The organism is Sphingomonas sp. UYAg733 (assembly GCF_054057355.1).
Genome location: NZ_JBSRZE010000001.1, coordinates 358,419 through 379,177 on the forward strand (window position 1 = coordinate 358,419; position 20,759 = coordinate 379,177).

The window sequence follows — 20,759 nt, forward strand, 5'->3', positions numbered from 1 at the left end:
GAGGAATCCCAATGTCCCTTCGTCCGTGGCGCGACATCACCCGCCGCAAGAGCCGCCAGATCATGGTCGGGAATGTTCCCGTTGGTGGCGATGCGCCGGTGACGGTGCAGACGATGACCAACACGCCGACCAGCGACCCGCGCGCAACGATCGACCAGATTCGCCGTTGCGAGGACGCCGGCGTCGATATCATCCGCGTGTCCTGCCCCGATGTCGAGAGCACCGCCGCCTTGAAGCAGATCGTGCGCGCCAGCCGCGTGCCGATCGTCGCCGATATCCATTTCCATTATAAACGCGCGCTGGAGGCCGCCGATGCCGGCGCTGCATGCCTGCGCATCAACCCGGGCAATATCGGCTCCTCGGAGCGGGTGCGCGAGGTGGTCAATGCGGCCAAGGCCAATGGCTGCGCGATCCGCATCGGCGTCAATGCCGGCAGCCTGGAAAAGGACTTGCTCGAAAAATATGGCGAGCCGTGCCCCGAGGCGCTGGTCGAATCCGCGCTCGACCATATCAAGCTGCTGCAGGATCATGATTTCCACGAATTCAAGGTCGCGGTGAAGGCGTCCGACCTGTTTCTCGCGGTCGCCGCCTATCAGCAGCTTGCCGAAGTGGTCGATTGCCCACTGCATCTCGGCATCACCGAAGCGGGCGGGTTTGTCGGCGGCACGGTGAAGAGCGCGATCGGGATCGGCTCGCTGCTCTGGTACGGCATCGGCGACACGATCCGCGTCTCGCTCTCGGCCGAGCCGGAAGAGGAAGTGCGCGTTGGCTTCGAAATCCTCAAGAGCCTCGGCATCCGCAACCGCGGGGTTCGCGTCATTTCCTGCCCGAGTTGTGCGCGCCAGGGCTTCGATGTGATCCGCACGGTACAGGCGCTGGAGGAACGGCTCCAGCATATCCGCACGCCGATGTCGCTGTCGGTGCTCGGCTGCGTCGTCAATGGCCCGGGTGAAGCGCGTGAGACCGATATCGGCCTGACCGGCGGGGGCAACGGCAAGCATATGGTCTATCTGTCGGGCGTCACCGACCACACCGTATCGAGCGCCGACATGCTCGAACATATCGTCAAGCTGGTCGAGGCCAAGGCGGCCGAGATCGACGCGGCGGATGAGGCGCGCGCGGCGGCTTAGTAATGGGCTTTCGAATTTCTTGGTTAGCCGCGAAGGACATGCGCAAGGCGGACTTGTTGAAGCATTTTCAGCTCGTCGATACGGAACGCCGCGATGAAGCTAATGAGGCCGACTTCTCGGTGGCTGAACTACCCACGGGCTGGAGCGTGCTCTGGTCGAATGATCCGACATTTGCCCGTATTGCCATCTGTCAGCCGATTTCGCAGCGCCGACCAGTCGTGAGCTGCTGGGTAAATGAGACTGCGATGGTTTCGTCGGTCAACTATTTCAGCCGAGACACCTATTGGTTTGCTGGCCATGACGCCAACGCCGATAACCCTGCGGATCGCGACATCCAAGGTGAATATCCCGCGGAATTTCAGGATATTGTCGATCAACATCGCGCACTGCAAGTTGAGGCAGACCGGGCTGAGCCAGGGCAGGTTGACTATATGTTTGATGCCCCGATCGAGATGGCACGCAGGCTATGCGGCTTTCGCCATGACCTGATAGAATTCGATTGGGGAGTGCCCCATTTCACTGCAGCTGAAAGTGCCGCAACAGTTACGGATAGATCGACGGTCGACAAGCGGGGCTGGTTCGCCCGACTCTTCGATCGGTGACGGCTGGCTTCAGGCATTAGTACATCGTTTGCCATAGCTCTTAGCCCGAACCTAACGTCCCACCGCTAAGGCAGGTAGCATGAAGATCGCGCTTGCCCTGATGGCCTTAACGGGCATCGTCATCGGCCTAGCCATCCCGGCCAAGCCCAGGGCCGCTGCCGCACTGGTGGCGCAACCGGTGGGCGACGTGCCGGTGGAGACGGTGCTCGACCGCAGTCCCGGCGGGCATTTCCTCGCGGTCGTCGACGTCAATGACGAGCCGATCCGCTTCGTCGTCGATACCGGCGCAGATACGGTCGCGCTAACGGTCGAGGACGCGAAGCGCGCGCATGTCGCGTTCGACCCGTCACTGTTCCAGGTGGTCGGGCGCGGCGCGTCGGGCGATGTGCGCGGGCAAGAGGTGCGGATCGCTGACATCGTGCTCGACGGCAAGCGAGCGACCGATGTTCGCGCCGTGGTACTGGAGGGCAGCGACATGTCGCTGCTCGGCCATACCTATCTGCGCCGGATGCAAAATGTGCAGATCGCCGGCGACAAGATGACCCTGCGCTAGGGTCTTTCCGACTTACGTCGTCTAAACCCGGAAAGACTCCAGGGCCGAACTCTAGCCCGCATAAGCCTTGACCAGATCGTACAGGTACGCGCGGCCGTCATAGAGGGACTTGACCCGGATCCGCTCGTTCAGCCCGTGGATGCCGTTGAAATCGGGATCGACGAAGATGCCGGGCACGCCGTAAACCGGGATACCAATCGCCTGGAAGAAGATGCCGTCGGTCGCGCCGGTGGACATCAGCGGCAGCATCGGCACGCCAGGGAAATGTTTGGCCGCGATCGTCTTGGCCGGACCGAGGATCTTGGGGTCGAGCGGTGGCGGCACGGCGGTCGGGCGAACCGGCATGTTCATCGTCACCTTGACCTTGGGGCCAGCCAGTTCAGTCAGCTTGGCGAGTGTCGCCTCGACCGTTTCGCCGGGAAAGACGCGGCAATTGATGTTGGCGGTCGCCCGCTGCGGCAGGGCGTTTTCGGCATGGCCGGCGGCAAGCAGCGTTGCGACGCAAGTCGTGCGCAGCGTCGAATGCATCGTTTTGTCGCGGCTGACGATCTTGTCGGCCTCGGCATCGTTAGGGTTGGCGAGCAGGCGCTTGATCGCGTCGCCCATCGGCCCCGGCACCGACTGCGCCGTGGCCGAGAAAAAGGCTCGCGTCGTATCGGTGAACTTGATCGGGAATTCATACCCGCGCACCGCCTCGATCGCGTCGGCCAGTTCATAGATCGCATTGTCGGGCACCGGCTGCGAGCTGTGTCCGCCGGGATTGGTTGTCGCGAACGTATAATTCTGCGCCGCTTTTTCGCCGACCTGGATTGCCAAAACCTCTGGCTTGCCTTTGGCATCCGAGCGCCCGCCGCCACCTTCGTTGAGCACGAATTCGGCGGCGATCAGGTCGGGCTTGTTGGCGGCCAGCCACTGCGCGCCGTTCCAGGCAAAGGTCGTTTCCTCGCCGCAGGTCAGTGCCAGCTTGATCGTGCGCCTGGGCTTATATCCGCCGGTCTTGAAGCGGATCATACTGTCGGCCCAGATCGCCGACATACCCTTGTCGTCGACCGTACCGCGCGAATAATAATAGCCATCCTCTTCGGTCAGCTTGAAGGGATCGCGGATCCAGTCCTCGCGCTTGGCTTCGACCACGTCGAGATGGCCGAGCAGCAGCATCGGCCTCAGCTTCTTGTCGCTACCGGGCAGGATCGCGACGATGCCGCCATCCTTGGGATGGTCGGGCACCGAGAACAAGGTGATGTCCTGGTCGGTATACCCCGCAGCTTTCAACCGCGTCGCGATCTGTGCCGATGCTTGGGTACAGCTGCCCGACGACAGCGTCGTGTTGGTTTCGACCAGTTCCTTGTAGAGATCGAAGAAGCGCTGCTGGTCGGGGGACAGCGTCTGGGCGGTCGCAGCGAGCGGTTGCACGCCGCCCGTGATCAGCAATACAGCAACCACACGCCCGATCAGTCCCGTCATGATAACCCCTTTTCCGGGGCGATCATCGGGCCCCGTACGTGTTGCAGTTCAACCATGCGCGGCAGGCACTCCGCAGCAGTGGTGGGCTTGGCAAGGTAAATAATATTTCGCGATTTGCGAAATCGATCTCGACGCGGCGGAACAGCTTGAGCGAGCTCATGCCCAGGATCAGCGCCGGCTTATCGCGCAGGCCGAACCGGTCGAATGGCGGCGCATCGGCGAACGCCAGCGGCACATTGTCGAAACGGACGCCGCCGATATTAAGGCCGTCGGTCGTGACATAATTGGCGTCGAACGACTGGCCGGTCACCGAGATCACCGATATCGGGCCGATCGGCCGCAGGCGGGTCTTGGTCAGGCGCATCATCGCGCTGTTACCCACCGTGACGGGCGAGCCGGTATCTACGATGACCGAGATGGGTTTGCCCGCATAGGTGGCGTCGGTCACGATCAGCTGGCCCGCATAATCATTCGCGTGCACGACGATCCTGCCGCCGAGCCGGCGTTTGTTCGACGGCGTCAGGGTCATTTGCTTGCGATTGAAGTCGATCGAAATGCGATGGCCCTTCAACGCGTCGATCCCGAGCATGCCGCGCGCGCCGAGGTTGCTGCTCGCCAGCGCCGGAGCCTCCATCGTGGTCGTACCCAGCGTACTGACCGACAGTGCGGGGACGACCACCGTGTCAACCGCCGCCACGCCGCCGAAGCCGAAAATGCGCACCGGCCGGCCGCGCGGGAGTTTAAGCGACGCGGCCAACTCCCGCGACACGACTGAGCGTTCTGCGCCGGTATCGATGACAAACTCGAACGGACCCTGACCGCCGATCTGAACGGGAACGGTCATTCGGCCATTGTTTGCGGCACCGAAGGTCAGCACGGGCGCTGGTGTTGCTTCGGGCTGCGGGCGACTGGCCTGATCGGCGATCGGTGTGGCGCCCGCGGTCAGCAGCGCAATCGTCAAAAGAGAAAGCGAGCCGTGCATGGCCGAAATCTGCGCCCGTTTCGGACATATTGCAAGCAGCGCGATCAGCCCGTGCTGCGAGCCTCTGCACGGGGCTTTGAAAAGCGCACTTCACGGTTCGCAAAGTCTATTTCGACACGCCGGAACAGCTTCAGCGCATCCATGCCAAGCAATAGCGCCGGTTTGTCGTCCAATCCGAAACGGCGAAAGGGGGCAGCATCGGCGAAGGCGACGGGCAAATTTGCAAATCCAACGCCGCCGACCTCGATCCGCTCGACTTGAGTATAGTCGGCGAGCAGCACGCCGCCGGTCACGCTCTTCAGTGTGATCTTCTGCGGTTCGCCCTGCTGGTGGATGCGCTTGCGCAGCGCGGCATTGCCCATGCTGACCACCGATCCGGTATCGAGGACCACGCGGATGCGCCTGTCGCGATAATGCGCATCGGTCACGATCAGCTGGCCGAGATAGCTTTTGGCGCGCACCACGATGTCGCCGCTGCGATCTTCGCCGCGGCGCTTTTTCCTGGTCGATGGCGTCAGCGTCATCCGGTTGGTCTCGAAATCGATCGTCAGCATATGACCTTGCAACGTGTCGATACCAAGCAGGCCCTGCGCGCCGAGATTGATCGCCTCAAGTGCGGGCGCCTCGATCGGCGCGCTGGTGATGGCGCTGACATTAAGTGACGGGATCATCACGGTGCCGACATTGGTTGTACCCGTCATCGCGGTGACCCTGACGTTACGGCCGCGCGTCAGTCCGAGCGTTGTCGCAAGTTCGCGCGCGATCACCGTTCGTTCGGCACCGGTGTCAATGATGAAAGCGAACGGGCCGACCCCGCCGATCATGACGGGTACCGTCATGCGATCGTCGATCATGTCCATGCCCATGTCGTTCGTGGCTGCGGCGGGCACGCTGGGTAAAAGGGGGGGAAGAATGGGGGATATGACGGGTTCGCCAGGCGGGGCGGCCTGCCCGGTCAACGGCACCGCGAACAGCGTGAAGATCAAGGCGGGGATCAGGCGAATGTCGGCAGGGTACGCCCGCTCCGGACCTTTGCCAAGCGGGCTCAATCAAGCCGCATCGCCTCCGCCGCCAGCACTTCCGCCTCGACCAGCAGCGCATCGTCGGCAAGGCCCGTCGCGACTCGTTCGCGGCCGATCAGGGTCAGTACTGGAACCGCCAGTGGCGACAGGCGCGGCAGGTCGACATGAACCATTGTCTCGACCGCGCGGTCGAGCAGGCTTGCCAGTCGCCCGACATCGGTCATCCGCGCGCGCGCATCGGCCCAGGCTGCCTGGAGCAGCAAATGCCCCGGTTCATACTTGCGCAGCACGTCGTAGATTAGGTCGGTCGAAAAGGTCACTTGCTTGCCGGTCTTGCGCTTGCCGGGGTGCTGGCGCTCGACCAGCCCGCCGATCACCGCGACTTCGCGAAAGGCGCGCTTGAGCAAGGCCGAAGTCTGTACCCAATCGACGAATTCGTCCTCCAGGATGTCGGGCGACAACAGGCTCGCCGGATCGGTAATGGGGTCGAGCGCATAACAGGCCAGCGCATAGTCGTTCGATACGAAGCCCAATGGTTTCAACACCTGCGTTTCCATCCGCCGTGTGATCAGCATGCCGAGCGACTGGTGCGCGTTCCATCCTTCGAAGCTGTAGATCACCATGTAATGCCGGCCTTCGCGCGGGAAGGTTTCGACCAGCAATTGCCCCGGCTCCGGCAGGCGCGAGCGCAGCGCCTGGATCTCCAGCCACTCACGCACGTCGTTCGGGAAACGCGGCCATTCGCTGCGGTCCCACAGGAACCCGCGCACCCGCTCGGCGAGGTTGGTCGACAGCGGCATGCGCGCGCCGCCATAGGTCGGGATGCGTGCCGGCCGCGCGGTCGCACGCACCAGCAGATCCTCGGTGTCGACGCCCATCACTTCCAGGCTCATGCCGGCGAAGAAGAAGGTGTCGCCGGGCGACAGCGTCGCGGCGAATCCTTCCTCGACCTTGCCAAGGCTGCGCCCATTCTTGAAACGCACCGTCAGCATCGTTGCCTCGACGATGATCCCGGCGTTCAGCCGGTGCTGTGCGACGAAACGCGGATGACTGACGCGCCAGCTGCCATCGAGGTCCTGGGTCAGCCGCTTGAACTTGTCATAGGCTTTCAGCGCATAACCGCCGTCGCGGATAAAGCCGAGCACGCGCGCAAAGGTCTCGTCGGTCAGCGCGGAATAAGGCAGCGCCGAGCGGATCTCGTCGAGCATCGCCGCTTCGGTGAACGGCGCGGCGCAGGCACATGCCATGATATGCTGTGCCAGCACGTCGAGCCCGCCAGGCCGGAAAATGTCGGGGTCGAGTTCGCCCGCCTCGACCGCGTCGAGCGCCGCGCGCGCCTCTAGATATTCGAAGCGATTACCGGGCACGAGCACGGCCTCGGACGGCTCGTCGAGCCGGTGGTTCGAGCGCCCGATGCGTTGCAGCAACCGCGACGACCCCTTTGGCGCCCCCATCTGCACCACGCAATCGACATCGCCCCAATCGACGCCCAGATCGAGGCTTGCGGTTGCGACCAGCCCGCGCAATCGGCCCGCCACCATCGCGCCTTCGACCTTGCGCCGCGCCTCCAGGCTGAGCGAGCCGTGATGGATACCGATCGGCAGGCCCATCGTGTTGGCCTTCCACAAATCCTGGAAGATCAGCTCGGCCAGGCTGCGCGTGTTGCAGAAGATGATCGAGGTCTTGTGCAGCTCGATCTCCGCCATCACCTGCTCGGCGGCATAGCGGCCCGAATGGCCCGACCAGGGCACACGTCCTTCGGGGAGCAGGATGGTGATGTTGGGATCGGCGCCTGGCTCGCCCTCGACCAGGGTGACCTGGTCGATATCACCATCGGGCGCGATCCAGGCGCGATAGCCATCGGCGTCCGCGACCGTCGCCGACAAAGCGACACGGCGCAGGCCGGGCGCGATCGCCTGCAGTCGCGCCATACACAGCGACAACAGGTCGCCACGTTTGCCTGTGGCGAAGGCGTGGACTTCGTCGACGACGATGGTCCTCAGTCCTTCGAACATCAGGAAGCTATCGGGATAGCTGAGCAACAAGCTGAGCGATTCGGGCGTGGTGAGCAGAATCTGCGGCGGCCGGATGCGCTGCCGCGCCTTGCGGTCCGATGGCGTGTCGCCGGTGCGTGTCTCGACCCGAATGTCGAGGCCCATCTCCTCGATCGGCGTGATCAGGTTGCGCTGCACATCGACCGCCAGCGCTTTCAACGGCGAGACGTAGAGCGTGTGCAGCCCCGTCGGCGGCGCCTCGATCAGCTCGGTCAGTGTCGGCAGAAACCCGGCCAGCGTCTTGCCCGCGCCGGTCGCCGCGACCAGCAGCCCGTGCCGCCCGGCGCGCCCGACCGCGAGCATGTCGAGCTGGTGCCGGCGCGGCGCCCAGCCACGCTGCGCGAACCAGTCGGCCAGGGGTACTGGTAAGGTCGTCATGCGCTCCAGGGTCCACCGTCGCGCTGAACTTGTTTCGGCGTGACGAACCGTGTGAGGCATACACAAGAATTGGAACAACCAGTCATCCCGACCATATAGGCATGATGGCAAAGCTCGGCGACTGGATCGATCCGCAACCGCACGGCATCTATGTGAAACCCGCTGACATCTGGGTCGATCCCGCGCGTCCCAGCCCGCGCGCGCTGGTCACACATGGTCATGCCGATCATGCGCGCGGCGGGCATGGTGCGGTCTGGGCGACGCCCGAGACGCTGGCGATCATGGAAACGCGCTACGGTCCGCAATCCGGCCATCCCGTCGCCTATGGCGAGATGCTCGACCTTGGCGAGGTCAAGGCGACCTTCGTACCCGCCGGCCATGTCCTCGGCTCGGCGCAGATCCTGCTTGAACATCGCGGCGAACGCATCGTCGTTTCGGGCGACTATAAACGCCGCGCCGACCCGACCTGCGCGCCGTTCGAGCCGGTCAAATGCGACGTGTTCATCACCGAGGCGACCTTTGGCCTGCCGGTGTTCCGCCATCCCGAAACCGGCGACGAGATCGACAAGCTGCTGGCCGCGCTTCACGCCAATCCCGATCGCTGCGTGCTGGTTGGTGCCTATGCGCTGGGCAAGGCCCAGCGCGTGATTCGCGAATTGCGCGACCGCGGCCATACCGCGCCGATCTATATTCATGGCGCGATGCAGCGGCTGTGCGATCTCTATGTCGAACTGGGCGTCGATCTCGGTGAACTGGTCCCGGCGACCGGCGTGCACAAGGCGGCAATCAAGGGCCATATCGTCCTTGCCCCGCCCTCCGCGCTCAACGATCGCTGGTCACGCCGCCTGCCCGACCCGATCACCGCGATGGCGAGCGGGTGGATGCGCGTTCGCCAGCGCGCGGTGCAACGCAATGTCGAATTGCCGCTGATCCTGTCGGACCATGCCGATTGGGACGAGCTGACGACCACGCTGACCGAAATCGCGCCGAAGGAAGTCTGGGTCACGCATGGCCGCGAGGACGCGCTGGTCCATTGGTGCATGGCGCGCCAGATAAAGGCGCGCGCGCTGGCTCTGGTCGGTTATGAGGATGAGGACGATTGACGCCCAAAGCCATTAACGTCCGGCGACGGCGGCGCGGTACGCGATCAGATCTTCGAACAGCCATTGCTCGGCCGCGGCGGGATCGGTGAAGCATTCCGCCGAGCGCGATCCAAGTGCGCGAACCAACTGCATCCGGGCCAGCGACGACGCGACGACAAAAGCGAGTCGGCGCGACCGATAGGCCGGGTCTGCCAGGACGGAATAGAATTGGCTGACCACGTTCTGCGACTGTATCTTCATCTCTCGCAGGTCGTTTATCGTCAGATGTTCGTTCGGGCCGCAGCGCAATTTCGCATGAGCATCGCGTCTGGCAGTCAGAAAGACCTTGATGCTGTCTGGCGTGAAAAAGCCGCTCATCCGGATCCGAATCAGATCGCGCGACGGATCGGCATCGACGGAGAAAATTGCATCCATGTAACTTTCGATACGGGGCGACACCTACGATATTACTAATGCGTGCAAGGCCATCCGGCATGTTGCGTGGAACAACGAACCACCGGATATGGTTTGTCTCGAGGAAGAGGACCCCGCCATGTCGAATGCCGACAAACGCCCGACATCCGCCGAACTCGCCGCGAAGAGCAATTATCGTTTTCCTGGCGAGAGTCCGGAATATCGCGCGGCGCGAACTGCATTGCTTGCCGAAGAGATTGAACTGCGCCGCCAGATCGAACGCGTGGCTGAGCATCGCCGACAGCTCCCGCCGGGACGCGAAGTGACCATCGACTATCCGTTCGAGGGAGAGAATGGTCCGGTCCATTTCGCCGACCTGTTCCAGGGCCATGACAGCCTGGTCGTGTATAATTTCATGTTCGGACCCGAACGCGAGCGGCCCTGCCCGATGTGCACCGCGTTCCTCGGCCCGCTGGCCGCCAATGCCGCCGACATCATGCAGCGCACCGGGCTGGCGGTGGTCGCGCGTGCGCCGATCGACCGTCTGGTCGCATTCAAGCGGGAGCGTGGCTGGCGCAACCTGCTGCTCTACACCGATACGACCGAGCAATTCGGCAAGGATTATCTCACCTGGACCGACCAGGGGGACATTCCCGGCTATAATGTCTTCACCCGGCGCGACGGCACGATCCGTCATTTCTGGGGCGGGGAGATGAGCGGCGAGACCGCCGACCCGGGCCAGGATCCGCGCGGTGCACCCGACCTGACGCCATTATGGAACGTGCTCGATACGACGCCTGAGGGGCGCGATCCGAAATGGTATCCGAACCTCGATTACGATTGAAGGCGTCAGGCCGGATCGTCCGCCGGGACTTCCCTTGCCTCGTACACGCTGACCGATTCGCTCGACGCCGCCAACTTGCGCACCGCGCCGATGAATTCGGCCGATCCGGGCTGGACGAAATGGGCCTTGAGCGCGGCCATATCGCGCCAGCGTTCGTAGAAGAATAGTCGCAGCGGATTCTCACAATCGACCTGCACCGAATGGCTGATGCAGCCATCTTCTGCGCGCGAACGATGGACATGGTCTAGGCTCGCCTGGCGCAGTTCGTCGAAGCTATCAGGCCGGGCGATGATGCTTCCGGTGACGATGATCATGCGCGCTTCTCCCTGGTCGAGTTGTTCGGGATCACCGTGACCGCCGATAAATGCCGGAAAACGATACGTTAACGCCGCCGCATTGCAGATTGTCGGTCACGACAAGATAGGGGCCGACCAGCCTGAGCCAGGCCGCGCACCCGTCCGGGCCGTCGGTAATGGAGAGGCGATCGCCGACCGGTGTCGCTTCGCCATTCAATTCGCCCGTGTGGATGCCGCCCCGTTCAACCCGTTCGGGATCATGCGTGCCCCAACTGGCCGTGCCGTCGATATTCAGGCGGCCGGGGCGTTTGGTCGGTTTGATATCGATCGACGCCTCGTCACGTTGCCAATTGCCACGCCAGGCGGCGCTACCGGGTGGTAATGGCGCGACGCGCGTGACGGCGGTGGCGGGCAGCCAGCCCTGGGTCATTGTGCCGCTCGCGGCGACATAGTTGACCGACACGAAAGCACCGGCCGAAGCGTCGATCAGTACCGGATCGCCAGTCACGAGATAGGCGGCTCGCCGGCACCGCACGCTATTGGCCGGGCATCCCGCCCGATCCTTGCCGTGCAGGAGATAGGTTTTCGCAGCCTTGCTGACCCTGGCCAGCGACAGCTTCGACATAGCGGCGGCATCGGCCGCATAATCGGTCTGCGCCGTCGCGATCGAAGCCATAGTCAACAACAGCAGCGTGAGCCACCAACGCGAAACACTCATCCCGCACCCTCCAGCGCCTTGGCACGCCTGCGCTGCACCGAACTGCCGATGCCCAGGGCCTCGCGATATTTGGCGACGGTGCGACGTGCGATATCGAAGCCCTTGGCGTTGAGCAGTTCGACCAATGTGTCGTCGGACAGGATCTTGGCGCCTTCCGCGCCGATCAGCGCACGGATCGCGCTCTTGACCGCCTGGGCCGACACCGCATCGCCGCCATCGGACGACTGGATGGCCGAGGTGAAGAAATATTTGAGTTCGTAAAGCCCGCGCGCGCAGCTCATATATTTGTTGCTGGTCACCCGGCTGACGGTCGATTCGTGCATCTCGATCGCGTCGGCGACCTGACGCAGCGTCATCGGCTTCAGATGCGCGACGCCGTGCAGGAAGAACGCTTCCTGCTGCTTGACGATCTCGGTCGCAACCTTGACAATGGTGCGCTGCCGCTGGTCGAGTGCCTTGACCAGCCAGTTGGCGCTGGCCAGCATGTCGCTGAGCCATGCCTTGGACGCCTTGTCCTGGTGTCCGCCCGACAATTCGACATAGTAGCTGCGGTTGACCAGCAGGCGGGGCAGAGTCGCGGCGTTGATCTCGATGCCCCAGCCTTCCTTGCGCCGCGCGACGAATATATCGGGCGTCACCGCTTGCGCCGGCTCTCCGCCGAAGCGGCAGCCTGGTTTGGGATCATAGCCCCGCAGCTCGCGGATCATATCCGCCATGTCCTCGTCATCGACGCCGCACATCCGCTTCAACCGCGTTAGATCGCCGCGCGCGAGCAAGTCGAGATTGTCGATCAACCGCGCCATGCACGGGTCGTGGCGGTCCGCTTCCTTCGCCTGCAACGCAAGGCATTCTGCCAGATCGCGCGCGCCGATCCCGGTCGGGTCGAAGGTCTGGATCGTCATCAGCACCGCCTCGACTCGTGCGAGCGCGATGCCCAGCCGATTGGCGATCTCGAGCAGCGGCACGGTCAGGTAACCGCACTCGTCGATCTGATCGATCAGATGCGCGGCAATGAACATGTCGGGGCCATCGACCACCGGCCCCGCCTGGGCGAGCAGATGATCGGCGAGACTCGCGCCGGTATCGGCGAAACTGTCGAAATCAGGGCCGTCATCGCCCATGCCGCCGCCACTGCCGCCGGTCAGCCCGAGCGCGCCATCCATGCCGGCACCGCCCGGCTGATCGGAGGCGCTGTCGTGGTGGAAGCTTTCAGATGTGAAATCGACGTCGAGCGAGGCTTCGCCAGTCGCGTCGCCACCCATCAGCAGTTCGTCGGCGCTGGCTGGCTCGTCGCGCGGTTCGGGTGCGGCTTCGCGCTCCAGCGTCGGCCCGTCATCCTCGGCCGCGCCGCTTTCGAGCAGCGGATTCTTCTCGATCTCCTCGGCGATGAACCCCTCGACCTCGAGGTTCGACAGCGCGAGCAAGCGGATCGCCTGCTGCAGTTGCGGGGTCATGACCAGCGATTGCGACTGGCGCAGATCGAGACGGGGCGCGAGGCTCATAAGATCAGAGCGAGAAGCCCTCGCCCAGATACAGACGCCGCACATTCGCGTCGGCGACCAGCTCGGCGGGCGAGCCGGTGAACAGCACGCGGCCGTCATAGATGATGTAGGCGCGGTCGACGATGTCGAGCGTCTCGCGGACATTGTGGTCGGTGATCAGCACGCCGATGCCGCGTTCCTTCAACTGGCACACTAGGTCGCGGATGTCGGCGATCGAGATCGGGTCGATCCCGGCGAACGGCTCGTCGAGCAGCATGATCGAGGGATCGGCGGCCAGCGCGCGCGCGATCTCGGCGCGGCGTCGTTCGCCGCCCGACAGCGCCATTGCCGGCGCGTCGCGTAGCCGCGTAAGTCCGAAATCGCCGAGCAACTTCTCCAGCCGCTCGGCGCGTGCTGCCTTGTCGGGCTCGGCCAGTTCGAGCACGGTCAGGATGTTCTTTTCGACCGAAAGGCCGCGGAAGATCGAGGTTTCCTGTGGCAGGTAACCAAGGCCGAGGATCGCGCGGCGGTACATCGGCAGGCCGGTGATATCGTCGCCGTCGAGCATGATGCGGCCCGAATCGGGCTTCACCAGTCCCATCACCGAATAGAAGCAGGTCGTCTTGCCAGCGCCATTCGGCCCGAGCAGGCCGATCACCTCGCCGCGTCCGACCGTGACCGAGACGTCGGACAGCACCACGCGCTTGTCATAGGATTTGGCGATCGACACCACCGATAGCCCGGCCATCGCGGGTGCTTCGTGGATCGGCGGGATCGTTTCGAGGGTTGCGGTGTCGGTCATCGGTTGAGTCCGTGCTCGCATCATAGGGTTAGCAAAACCTTACCAAAACACGACTTGGCAAGCTTCATGCATGGCCCCTTTGCAGCAGGCCGATGATTTAGGGAAGAGGAGCGCGGCGAAACGCGGGAAAAACGCGGGATGCCGAGGGTTTTCAGTTCCGCTTCGGGACCGAGAAACGGCCGGTCACCCGTCCGCCGGGCGTCGTGGTCGTGCTGCCGTCGGGATTGGCGCGGGTGCCGCCGACCGACGATCCGTCGATCACCGCTTTCCCGGAATCGAGATTGATCGTCAGCCGCCCACCATTGACGGTGCTGCCGCCCTGAAGAAGCGACACCCCGCCGAGCATGGTGATGACGCGGCGGTTGAGGTCGTAGACCGCATATCGACCGCGCGCGCTTTGGTCGGGGCGCGTCACGACGACGCCACCCGAGGCGTCGATTCGCGATACCTGCGGGCTGCCGTCGACCACTTGGCCGGTATAGGCGACATTCATGCGCGCCGCGTTGAGCGTCATTTCTGCCTGCTTGACCGATACGCTGCCCGACAGGATCGCGCGGTTGGCCTTGTCCTGTAACTCGATATGGTCCGCGCCGAAATCGATTGGCGCGTTCGAATTATGGCGCGACTGCGCGCTTGCCGCCGTAGCGGCAGTGAGGGCGATGACGGCGAACAGGCGGGCTGGCGTGACCATGGGCGCCTATTTGTTCCTTCCCGGCACGATCCGCAAGCGCGCGTTGCCGTCAAGCGTAACGATATGTGATTCGAGATCGGCTTTCATGCCGTTGGCGCTGAAAATGCCTTGCGGCACCGTCCCGGTCACTGCGCCGCCACTCTGCAGTTTGCGCGTCTTCAGGTCGACCGTCGCGTCGTTTGTGTCGAGCTGATAACCGTTCGCCGCGCGGAAGCGGATCGGGCCTTCGACCGCGACCTGCTCGCTGTTCATGTTGTAATTGCCCTTGTCGGCGACCAGCGTCGCCGGGCCATCGGGCAGGCTGATCGCCGCCGACAGGGTCTTGAGCTGAACGATCGGCTCGCGCGAGCTTTTTTGTACCGCCGATCCGGCGGTCAGTGCGAAGGGCTGGCCCTTGCCGTCCTCGCCGCGATAAAGCGCCTGCTGGATGCGCAGCCGTTCCTTCGCGACCTCGACCTTATTCTTGTCGAGCAGGAAACTGACATCGCCGCTCTTGGTCAGCGGCGCCATGACCAGGAATGCGGCGAGGATGCCGATACCCACCGGCAGCATGATTCGCGACCCGGCGACGACGCGGTCGTGGCTGCTGCCCGGTGCGGCCCAGACCTGCCGTTCGGAGCGGATCCGGGCCGCGACCTCAGACATGCGCGAAAATATCTACTTCGGGCCAGCCGGCGAGATCGAGTTCGGCGCGCGCCGGCAGGAAATCGAAGCAGGACTGGGCAAGCGCCATGCGGCCTTCACGCACCAGCCGGCGGTTCAATTCCTCGCGCATCGCGTGCAGGAACCGGACATCGGACGCGGCATAGTCCTTTTGCGCATCGCTCAGCACCGGCCCGCCCCAGTCGGACGATTGTTGCTGCTTGGAGATATCCTGGCCGAGCAATTCACGCACCAGTTCCTTCAGGCCGTGGCGGTCGGTATAAGTGCGCACCAGGCGTGAGGCGATCTTGGTGCAATAGACCGGCGCCGCCGTGACTTTCAGATAATGGCTGATCGCGGCAAGGTCGAAACGCGCGAAATGATAGAGCTTCACGCGGTTCCGGTCGGCGAGCAACGCGCGCAGGTTAGGCGCGGCATAATCGCTGCCGGGTCCGAAGCGCACGAGATGCTCGTCCGGCCCGCCATCGGACAATTGCACGACGCACAGCCGGTCGCGCGGCGTTATCAGCCCCATCGTCTCGGTGTCGACGGCGATATCAGTACCATCGGCGAACAGGCCTGCGGGAATGTCTTCTTCGTGGAAATATACAGTCATGCGAATCGCCTAGCCGCGAACGCGAATCCGCTCAATGGCCTGGTGCTACCGGCACGTCGGTCGCAGCGCGCTTTTCGCGGCGACGCCGGGCGAAGATGTTGAGCGTCTCGACCCCGGCGGAAAAGGCCATCGCGGTGTAGATATAACCCTTGGGCACATGCATGCCGAAGCCGTCGGCGATCAGCACCGCGCCGATCATCAGCAGGAAACCGAGCGCCAGCATCACCACGGTCGGGTTGCGGGCGATAAAATTGGCCAGCGGGGTGGCGGAGAACATCATGACGCCGACTGCGATGATCACGGCGACGACCATGATGGGAAGATGGTCGGTCATGCCGATCGCGGTAAGGATCGAATCGATCGAAAAGACCATGTCGAGCGCAAGAATCTGGGCGATCGCGGATCCAAAGCTCAGTGCGACCTTGCCTTTCTTGTCGAGTTGTTCGCCCGATTCCTCGGGATCGACGCTGTGGTGAATCTCCTTGGTCGCCTTCCACAACAGGAAGATGCCGCCGGCGATCAGGATCAGGTCTCGCCACGAAAAGGCGGTTTCGAAACTCGGCTCGCCATGCGCGCCGGGTGCCCCGCTCAGTCCCAGATCGAACACCGGCTGAGTCAGTCCCGCGATCCATGCGATCATCGACAGCAGCACGAGGCGAAGGCCCAGCGCGAGGCCGATGCCGAGCCGGCGCGCCTTGGCCTGCTGATGTTCGGGCAGCTTGTTCGACAGGATCGAGATGAAGATCAGATTGTCGATGCCGAGCACGACCTCAAGCACGATCAGCGTGGCAAGGGCCGCCCAGACGGCGGGATCGGACAGAAGCGCGACGATCGACATGGCTTGCCCCTGTGCCGTCTTGGCCACAGGGGCGCAAGCGAACGATACCTGCGCGCAGTAATTCCGACGAATTCATTCGCAGCACGGGTGTTTTTAGGCTAAACCGATTCGGTGGCACGATTGGTTTGGTGCCCGAAGACCTGCGCTCTTCGTCCGGCGTATCGGTTCTTGATAGGCGATTTGGGCGGACCGGGAAGACGAACAGGGCATGAGTTTCGATAAAGGACGCCGCGGGGATCGCGGCGGGCGTGGCCGCGACAAGCGCGATGGTTTCGGCGGCGACGATTTCGGCGGCGGTAGCAGCTTCGGCGGCGGCGGCGATCGTTTCGGCGGCGGTGGTGGTGGCGACCGCTTCGGTGGCGGCGGCGGCGGTGGCGGCGATCGCTTCGGCGGCGGTGGCGGTGGCGGCGGTTTCCGCAGCGGCGGTGGCGGTGGCGGCGGCTTTGCCGGCGGTGGTGCCGGCGGCGGCGCAGGCCGCGGCATGCCCCCCCAGGTCGTTGGCGAAGGCACCGGCATTGTCAAATTCTTCAATGGTCAAAAGGGCTTCGGCTTCGTCGTTCGCGATGATGGCGGCGAGGATGTGTTCGTGCACATCAGCGCGGTCGAGCAGGCTGGCCTAACCGGTCTGGCCGAGGGGCAGCCGCTCGGCTTTACCCTGGTCGATCGCGGCGGCCGTATCTCGGCAACCGACCTCAAAATCGAGGGAGAGCCGCTCCCTGTCACCGACCGCGGCCCGCCGCGCGAGCGTGATGCGGCGGCTCCGGGCGGCGGCGCGCCACGCGGCGGTGCTGGTGCCCCGCAGCGCGAGCTGACTGGCGAGAAGGCGACCGGCACGGTCAAGTTTTTCAACGCGATGAAGGGCTTCGGTTTCATTCAGCGCGACGACGGACAGCCCGATGCGTTCGTGCACATCTCCGCGGTCGAACGCGGCGGCATGACCAGCCTCAACGAAGGCGACCGGCTCGAATTCGAACTCGAAGTCGATCGTCGCGGCAAGTACGCAGCGGTGAACCTCACCTCGATCGCGTAACCCGCGAGCCGAATGAGTTAGAAAACCCGGCGCGCCGAAATGCGCGCCGGGTTTTTCTTTGCCCAGTGCATATCGATCGGAGTCCCGGCGCTCGCTGCGCGAACCCACTGCCGCTCTGGCATTCGGGCCACGACATTCGGCTGCATGCCGGTTCGATTCACATCGATTGCCGGGATCGTCAGGACTGCTCTCCGGCGCATGGGTTTGCGCGTCACGGATAAAAGCCCATTCGCCCGACCATTTGAATCAGTACACCCGGAAACGAGCAGGCCATGACTCCCACCCAGACACTTCCCGATTTTCCCGCAGCACGGCCGAAAAATTCCCGTGGCGATCCAACAATATTCCCGCAGGATTTCCCGTAAATTCCCGCAGGCCGCTCAAAAAAGCATTTTCCCGTAAGGCTTCCCGTCGCTGCGGGAATTTGACTGCTGATGGCAGTGCCCAAAACGCACGGCGCCTGCTGATATACCCCGTCGATTCAACCCCGCCTGTCGAACCGTTAACACGATTTTCGGACGGCTCCTCTCTCGCCGCCGCCCCGCTCTTTCACATGACGAACACGAACACTCGCAGCGGAACAGGCGCGTTCCTGGCAATCAATGCCCCGGCTTCCTGCGGAAAAGAGCGACGGCTTAACCGACCAGGATCAGCGCCGCGCCACCCAATATCCCCACCACGCCGATCACCCGGCCCGACGTCACCGGTTCGCGCAGGAACAGGATCGAGATGATCAGTGCGGTGACCATGCCCGTCTCGCGCAACGCGGCCAGCGGCGCGGTCGGCCCGAGCGAGAAGGCATAGAGCGCCATGCCATAGGTCAGGATCGACAGCGTCCCGGCGATCATCCCCGGCCGCCATTGCCGCCGCGCCGCAGCGAAGATGCCACCGCGCGTGAGGATGCCGAACATCGCGACCACCACCGCGCCCATCTGCACGAACACCCACACGATATAGCTGGCGGGCGTCGGCGCCGCGCGCACGCCGATCGCATCGACCACTGTGTAGGCGGCGATCGACAGGCCGGTCAGCAACGACCATCCGAGCGCGCGGTGGCCGATATGCCGGCCCGCGATCATCACGAACATCGCCGCGCCGATCACCGCGATCCCGGCGATTTGTGTGATCGTGGCATGTTCGCCAAGCACGCCGATCGTCACTCCCGCCGTGATCAGCGGCGCGCTGCCACGCAGCACCGGATAGACGGCCGACAAGTCGCCCAGCGAATAGGCCCGGACCAGCGAATAGAGGTACAGCGCGTGGATCAATGCACTCGCCGCGAGCCATTGCCAGGCGCCATGGGGTAGCGGCACCAGCAAGGTCGCGGGCAACAACACCAGCGCGCTGGTCCCATCGGTCACCGCACGCCCGGACGCCTTGTCCTTGCCACCCTTCACGATCGCGTTGACCACCGCATGGATCGACCCGGAGGCGATCATCAGGATCGAGGCTAGAACGATTGGGGGCATTGGTCAGCGGTGGCGAGACGAGGCGCAGAGCGCAAGGGCGTTGCTGAACTACACAATCAGCCGCTTCAGCCCTGCCACCGTATCCGCCTCGGCCGCCGGCTTGTCGGTCCGGATGCGGGCAATGCGCGGAAAACGCATTGCCACCCCGGACTTGTGCCGTTTCGATTCGTGGATCGAATCGAACGCAATCTCCAGAACCAGGGTTTTCGCCACTTCGCGCACCGGGCCGAAGCGGTTGAGCGTGTGGCCGCGCACGAACTTGTCGAGCATCTTCAGCTCCTCGTCGGTGATGCCCGAAAAGGCCTTACCGACCGGCAGCAGCTCGCCGTCCTCTGTCCAGCAACCAAAGGTGTAATCGCTGTAGAAGGACGACCGCCGCCCGGATCCGCGCTGCGCGTACATCATCACGCAATCGGCGGTCAGCGGGTCGCGTTTCCATTTATACCAGAGGCCGACGCGCCGCCCGGTGACATAAGGCGAATCGCGCCGCTTGAGCATGACGCCCTCGATCGCGGCGTCGCGCGCGCCGGCGCGAATCCCTTCCAGTGCGGTGAAATCGTCCGCCTCGATCATCTGGCTGACATCGAACCGTTCCGGGTCGAGCTTTGCCGCGAACCGTTCGAGCCGCGCGCGCCGTTCGGTCCAGGGCAGCTCGCGCAGATCCTCCGCGCCGTCGAACAGGATGTCGTAGAGCCGTACGAACGCGGGATAATCGGCGAGCATCTTCGCCGAGACAATCTTCCGTCCCAGCCGCTGCTGCAGCGCGTTGAAGCTCGCAGCACCGCCGCCTTCCTCCAGCGCGCCGCCCTGGACATCGCCCTTCACCATCAGCTCGCCATCGACCACGCCAAGCGCGGCGAAATCGCGCGCGACCTCCGGGAAGCTGGCGGTGATGTCGTCGCCGGCGCGGCTATAGAGGCGCGTTGTGCCGGCGATATGGACGATCTGCACGCGGATCCCGTCCCATTTCCATTCGGCGGCATAATCGTCGAGGTTGACGCGCAGGTCCTCCAGCGGGTGCGCCAGCATGAAGGGGCGGAACACCGGCACGTCGGCGGCGGTCGGCTGTGCCCCGCGCCCCTCGGCCCAGTCGAACAGCGCGGCATAGGGCGGCGAGATGCCGTGCCAGACCTCTTCGACCGCCTCCACATCAATGCCGAACGCGTTCGCCAGCGCGGTCTTGGCGAGCCGCGCCGACACGCCGATGCGCAACGCGCCCGTCGCCATCTTGAGCAAAGCGAAGCGCTCCTCGGCATCGAGCCGGTCGAGCATGGCAGCCAATGCGGCCGGGGCGTCCGATCGTGACAGCGAATTGAGTGTCTCGACCGCTTGGGCGATGGTCAGCGGCCCGCTTTCCTCCGGCGGCACCGGTGGCGTCGGCCAGAGCAGTGCGATCGTCTCGGCGCTGTCGCCGACATAATCGCGGCTCATGCGATAGAGCACGGGGTCGACGCGCGCCTCGATCAGCCCACGGACCACCGCCGGCTTGACCGCGGGCAAATCGAGATCGCCGGTCAGCGCGGCCATTGCCCAGCCGCGATCGGGATCGGGCGTCGCAATCAGATAATCGCCGATCAGCTTAAGCTTGGCGTTGCGCGATCGCGTGTAGATCAGCGAATCGAGAAGGTCGGCGAAAGCGCGCATGACGGAC

Annotated in this window: 21 protein-coding genes; 6 read left to right on the top strand and 15 right to left on the bottom strand. The window is 64.0% G+C overall.

The window, feature by feature from the left end:
* Nucleotides 1–11: 11 nt before the first annotated feature.
* From ispG to ACVWZA_RS01920, 3 genes are all read left to right on the top strand, one after another.
* Complete coding sequence (ispG, locus tag ACVWZA_RS01910) at nt 12–1,130, top strand: flavodoxin-dependent (E)-4-hydroxy-3-methylbut-2-enyl-diphosphate synthase (protein WP_457309456.1); 1,119 nt, start codon at nt 12–14, stop codon at nt 1,128–1,130.
* Between the two features lie 2 nt (nt 1,131–1,132).
* The gene (locus tag ACVWZA_RS01915) at nt 1,133–1,732 is read left to right on the top strand and encodes a hypothetical protein (protein ID WP_457309457.1); all 600 of its coding nucleotides are present in this window, start codon (nt 1,133–1,135) and stop codon (nt 1,730–1,732) included.
* Nucleotides 1,733–1,811: 79 nt separating this feature from the next.
* Nucleotides 1,812–2,285: a retropepsin-like aspartic protease family protein gene (locus ACVWZA_RS01920; RefSeq protein WP_457309458.1), complete on the top strand. Its 474-nt coding sequence runs from the start codon at nt 1,812–1,814 to the stop codon at nt 2,283–2,285.
* A 51-nt stretch (nt 2,286–2,336) separates the two neighbouring features.
* Here the strand turns inward: ACVWZA_RS01920 and ACVWZA_RS01925 are convergent, their stop codons facing one another.
* From ACVWZA_RS01925 to ACVWZA_RS01940, 4 genes are all read right to left on the bottom strand, one after another.
* Nucleotides 2,337–3,749: a M20/M25/M40 family metallo-hydrolase gene (locus ACVWZA_RS01925; RefSeq protein ID WP_457309459.1), complete on the bottom strand. Its 1,413-nt coding sequence runs from the start codon at nt 3,747–3,749 to the stop codon at nt 2,337–2,339.
* A gap of 22 nt (nt 3,750–3,771) precedes the next feature.
* On the bottom strand, nt 3,772–4,710 hold the full coding sequence (locus ACVWZA_RS01930) for a retropepsin-like aspartic protease (RefSeq protein ID WP_457309460.1): 939 nt from the start codon (nt 4,708–4,710) through the stop codon (nt 3,772–3,774).
* Nucleotides 4,711–4,775: 65 nt separating this feature from the next.
* A complete protein-coding gene (locus tag ACVWZA_RS01935) occupies nt 4,776–5,780 on the bottom strand; it encodes a retroviral-like aspartic protease family protein (protein WP_457309461.1) in 1,005 nt (334 codons plus the stop codon).
* Nucleotides 5,777–8,185 (bottom strand): ligase-associated DNA damage response DEXH box helicase, encoded by a 2,409-nt coding sequence (locus ACVWZA_RS01940; protein ID WP_457309462.1) that lies wholly within the window; start codon nt 8,183–8,185, stop codon nt 5,777–5,779. The genes ACVWZA_RS01935 and ACVWZA_RS01940 overlap by 4 nt, the downstream gene beginning before the upstream one ends.
* A 104-nt stretch (nt 8,186–8,289) precedes the next feature.
* Between ACVWZA_RS01940 and ACVWZA_RS01945 the strand changes: the two genes are divergently transcribed.
* Entirely contained in the window at nt 8,290–9,288 is a 999-nt protein-coding gene (locus ACVWZA_RS01945) for a ligase-associated DNA damage response exonuclease (RefSeq protein WP_457310046.1), read from the top strand.
* Nucleotides 9,289–9,300: 12 nt separating this feature from the next.
* On the opposite strand, the gene ACVWZA_RS01950 is transcribed toward ACVWZA_RS01945, so the two are convergent.
* Nucleotides 9,301–9,702, bottom strand: coding sequence for a hypothetical protein (locus ACVWZA_RS01950; protein ID WP_457309463.1), 402 nt, complete (start codon nt 9,700–9,702; stop codon nt 9,301–9,303).
* A 118-nt stretch (nt 9,703–9,820) separates the two neighbouring features.
* Here ACVWZA_RS01950 and ACVWZA_RS01955 point away from each other — a divergent pair, with 118 nt between their 5' ends.
* On the top strand, nt 9,821–10,525 hold the full coding sequence (locus ACVWZA_RS01955) for a DUF899 family protein (RefSeq protein WP_457309464.1): 705 nt from the start codon (nt 9,821–9,823) through the stop codon (nt 10,523–10,525).
* Between the two features lie 5 nt (nt 10,526–10,530).
* Here ACVWZA_RS01955 and ACVWZA_RS01960 read toward each other — a convergent pair whose 3' ends face one another.
* From ACVWZA_RS01960 to ACVWZA_RS01995, 8 genes are all read right to left on the bottom strand, one after another.
* On the bottom strand, nt 10,531–10,839 hold the full coding sequence (locus ACVWZA_RS01960) for a putative quinol monooxygenase (RefSeq protein ID WP_457309465.1): 309 nt from the start codon (nt 10,837–10,839) through the stop codon (nt 10,531–10,533).
* Nucleotides 10,840–10,870: 31 nt separating this feature from the next.
* Nucleotides 10,871–11,539 carry a hypothetical protein gene (locus ACVWZA_RS01965; protein WP_457309466.1) on the bottom strand — a complete coding sequence of 223 codons (669 nt, stop codon included), beginning with the start codon at nt 11,537–11,539 and terminating at the stop codon, nt 10,871–10,873.
* Nucleotides 11,536–13,041, bottom strand: coding sequence for an RNA polymerase factor sigma-54 (rpoN, locus tag ACVWZA_RS01970; protein ID WP_457309467.1), 1,506 nt, complete (start codon nt 13,039–13,041; stop codon nt 11,536–11,538). Before rpoN ends, ACVWZA_RS01965 begins: the two co-directional genes overlap by 4 nt.
* A gap of 4 nt (nt 13,042–13,045) precedes the next feature.
* Entirely contained in the window at nt 13,046–13,822 is a 777-nt protein-coding gene (gene lptB / locus ACVWZA_RS01975) for an LPS export ABC transporter ATP-binding protein (protein WP_457309468.1), read from the bottom strand.
* A 151-nt stretch (nt 13,823–13,973) separates the two neighbouring features.
* Nucleotides 13,974–14,513: an LptA/OstA family protein gene (locus ACVWZA_RS01980; RefSeq protein ID WP_457309469.1), complete on the bottom strand. Its 540-nt coding sequence runs from the start codon at nt 14,511–14,513 to the stop codon at nt 13,974–13,976.
* Nucleotides 14,514–14,519: 6 nt separating this feature from the next.
* Nucleotides 14,520–15,158, bottom strand: a complete 639-nt coding sequence (gene lptC / locus ACVWZA_RS01985; protein ID WP_457309470.1) for an LPS export ABC transporter periplasmic protein LptC — start codon at nt 15,156–15,158, stop codon at nt 14,520–14,522.
* Nucleotides 15,151–15,771, bottom strand: coding sequence for a ribonuclease D (locus ACVWZA_RS01990; protein WP_457309471.1), 621 nt, complete (start codon nt 15,769–15,771; stop codon nt 15,151–15,153). The genes lptC and ACVWZA_RS01990 overlap by 8 nt, the downstream gene beginning before the upstream one ends.
* A gap of 31 nt (nt 15,772–15,802) precedes the next feature.
* Complete coding sequence (locus tag ACVWZA_RS01995; protein ID WP_457309472.1) at nt 15,803–16,609, bottom strand: TerC family protein; 807 nt, start codon at nt 16,607–16,609, stop codon at nt 15,803–15,805.
* Between the two features lie 208 nt (nt 16,610–16,817).
* On the opposite strand from ACVWZA_RS01995, the gene ACVWZA_RS02000 reads away from it, so the two are divergent.
* On the top strand, nt 16,818–17,639 hold the full coding sequence (locus ACVWZA_RS02000) for a cold-shock protein (protein WP_457309473.1): 822 nt from the start codon (nt 16,818–16,820) through the stop codon (nt 17,637–17,639).
* Between the two features lie 635 nt (nt 17,640–18,274).
* Here ACVWZA_RS02000 and ACVWZA_RS02005 read toward each other — a convergent pair.
* Together ACVWZA_RS02005 and ACVWZA_RS02010 are read right to left on the bottom strand one after the other, a co-directional pair.
* Nucleotides 18,275–19,108, bottom strand: coding sequence for an EamA family transporter (locus tag ACVWZA_RS02005; protein WP_457309474.1), 834 nt, complete (start codon nt 19,106–19,108; stop codon nt 18,275–18,277).
* 48 nt (nt 19,109–19,156) lie between these two features.
* A complete protein-coding gene (locus ACVWZA_RS02010) occupies nt 19,157–20,752 on the bottom strand; it encodes a cisplatin damage response ATP-dependent DNA ligase (protein ID WP_457310047.1) in 1,596 nt (531 codons plus the stop codon).
* Nucleotides 20,753–20,759 lie beyond the last annotated feature (7 nt).

Coding starts and splice junctions, on each gene's coding strand:
- ACVWZA_RS01920 (WP_457309458.1), top strand. CDS start 1,812: ATGAAGATCGCGCTTGCCCTGATGGCCTTAACGGGCATCGTCATCGGC.
- rpoN (WP_457309467.1), bottom strand. CDS start 13,041: ATGAGCCTCGCGCCCCGTCTCGATCTGCGCCAGTCGCAATCGCTGGTC.
- ACVWZA_RS02010 (WP_457310047.1), bottom strand. CDS start 20,752: ATGCGCGCTTTCGCCGACCTTCTCGATTCGCTGATCTACACGCGATCG.
- ACVWZA_RS01955 (WP_457309464.1), top strand. CDS start 9,821: ATGTCGAATGCCGACAAACGCCCGACATCCGCCGAACTCGCCGCGAAG.
- ACVWZA_RS01990 (WP_457309471.1), bottom strand. CDS start 15,771: ATGACTGTATATTTCCACGAAGAAGACATTCCCGCAGGCCTGTTCGCC.
- lptB (WP_457309468.1), bottom strand. CDS start 13,822: ATGACCGACACCGCAACCCTCGAAACGATCCCGCCGATCCACGAAGCA.
- ispG (WP_457309456.1), top strand. CDS start 12: ATGTCCCTTCGTCCGTGGCGCGACATCACCCGCCGCAAGAGCCGCCAG.
- ACVWZA_RS01945 (WP_457310046.1), top strand. CDS start 8,290: ATGGCAAAGCTCGGCGACTGGATCGATCCGCAACCGCACGGCATCTAT.
- ACVWZA_RS01915 (WP_457309457.1), top strand. CDS start 1,133: ATGGGCTTTCGAATTTCTTGGTTAGCCGCGAAGGACATGCGCAAGGCG.
- ACVWZA_RS01980 (WP_457309469.1), bottom strand. CDS start 14,513: ATGGTCACGCCAGCCCGCCTGTTCGCCGTCATCGCCCTCACTGCCGCT.
- ACVWZA_RS01965 (WP_457309466.1), bottom strand. CDS start 11,539: ATGAGTGTTTCGCGTTGGTGGCTCACGCTGCTGTTGTTGACTATGGCT.
- ACVWZA_RS01940 (WP_457309462.1), bottom strand. CDS start 8,185: ATGACGACCTTACCAGTACCCCTGGCCGACTGGTTCGCGCAGCGTGGC.
- ACVWZA_RS01995 (WP_457309472.1), bottom strand. CDS start 16,609: ATGTCGATCGTCGCGCTTCTGTCCGATCCCGCCGTCTGGGCGGCCCTT.
- ACVWZA_RS02005 (WP_457309474.1), bottom strand. CDS start 19,108: ATGCCCCCAATCGTTCTAGCCTCGATCCTGATGATCGCCTCCGGGTCG.
- ACVWZA_RS01950 (WP_457309463.1), bottom strand. CDS start 9,702: ATGGATGCAATTTTCTCCGTCGATGCCGATCCGTCGCGCGATCTGATT.
- lptC (WP_457309470.1), bottom strand. CDS start 15,158: ATGTCTGAGGTCGCGGCCCGGATCCGCTCCGAACGGCAGGTCTGGGCC.
- ACVWZA_RS02000 (WP_457309473.1), top strand. CDS start 16,818: ATGAGTTTCGATAAAGGACGCCGCGGGGATCGCGGCGGGCGTGGCCGC.
- ACVWZA_RS01925 (WP_457309459.1), bottom strand. CDS start 3,749: ATGACGGGACTGATCGGGCGTGTGGTTGCTGTATTGCTGATCACGGGC.
- ACVWZA_RS01960 (WP_457309465.1), bottom strand. CDS start 10,839: ATGATCATCGTCACCGGAAGCATCATCGCCCGGCCTGATAGCTTCGAC.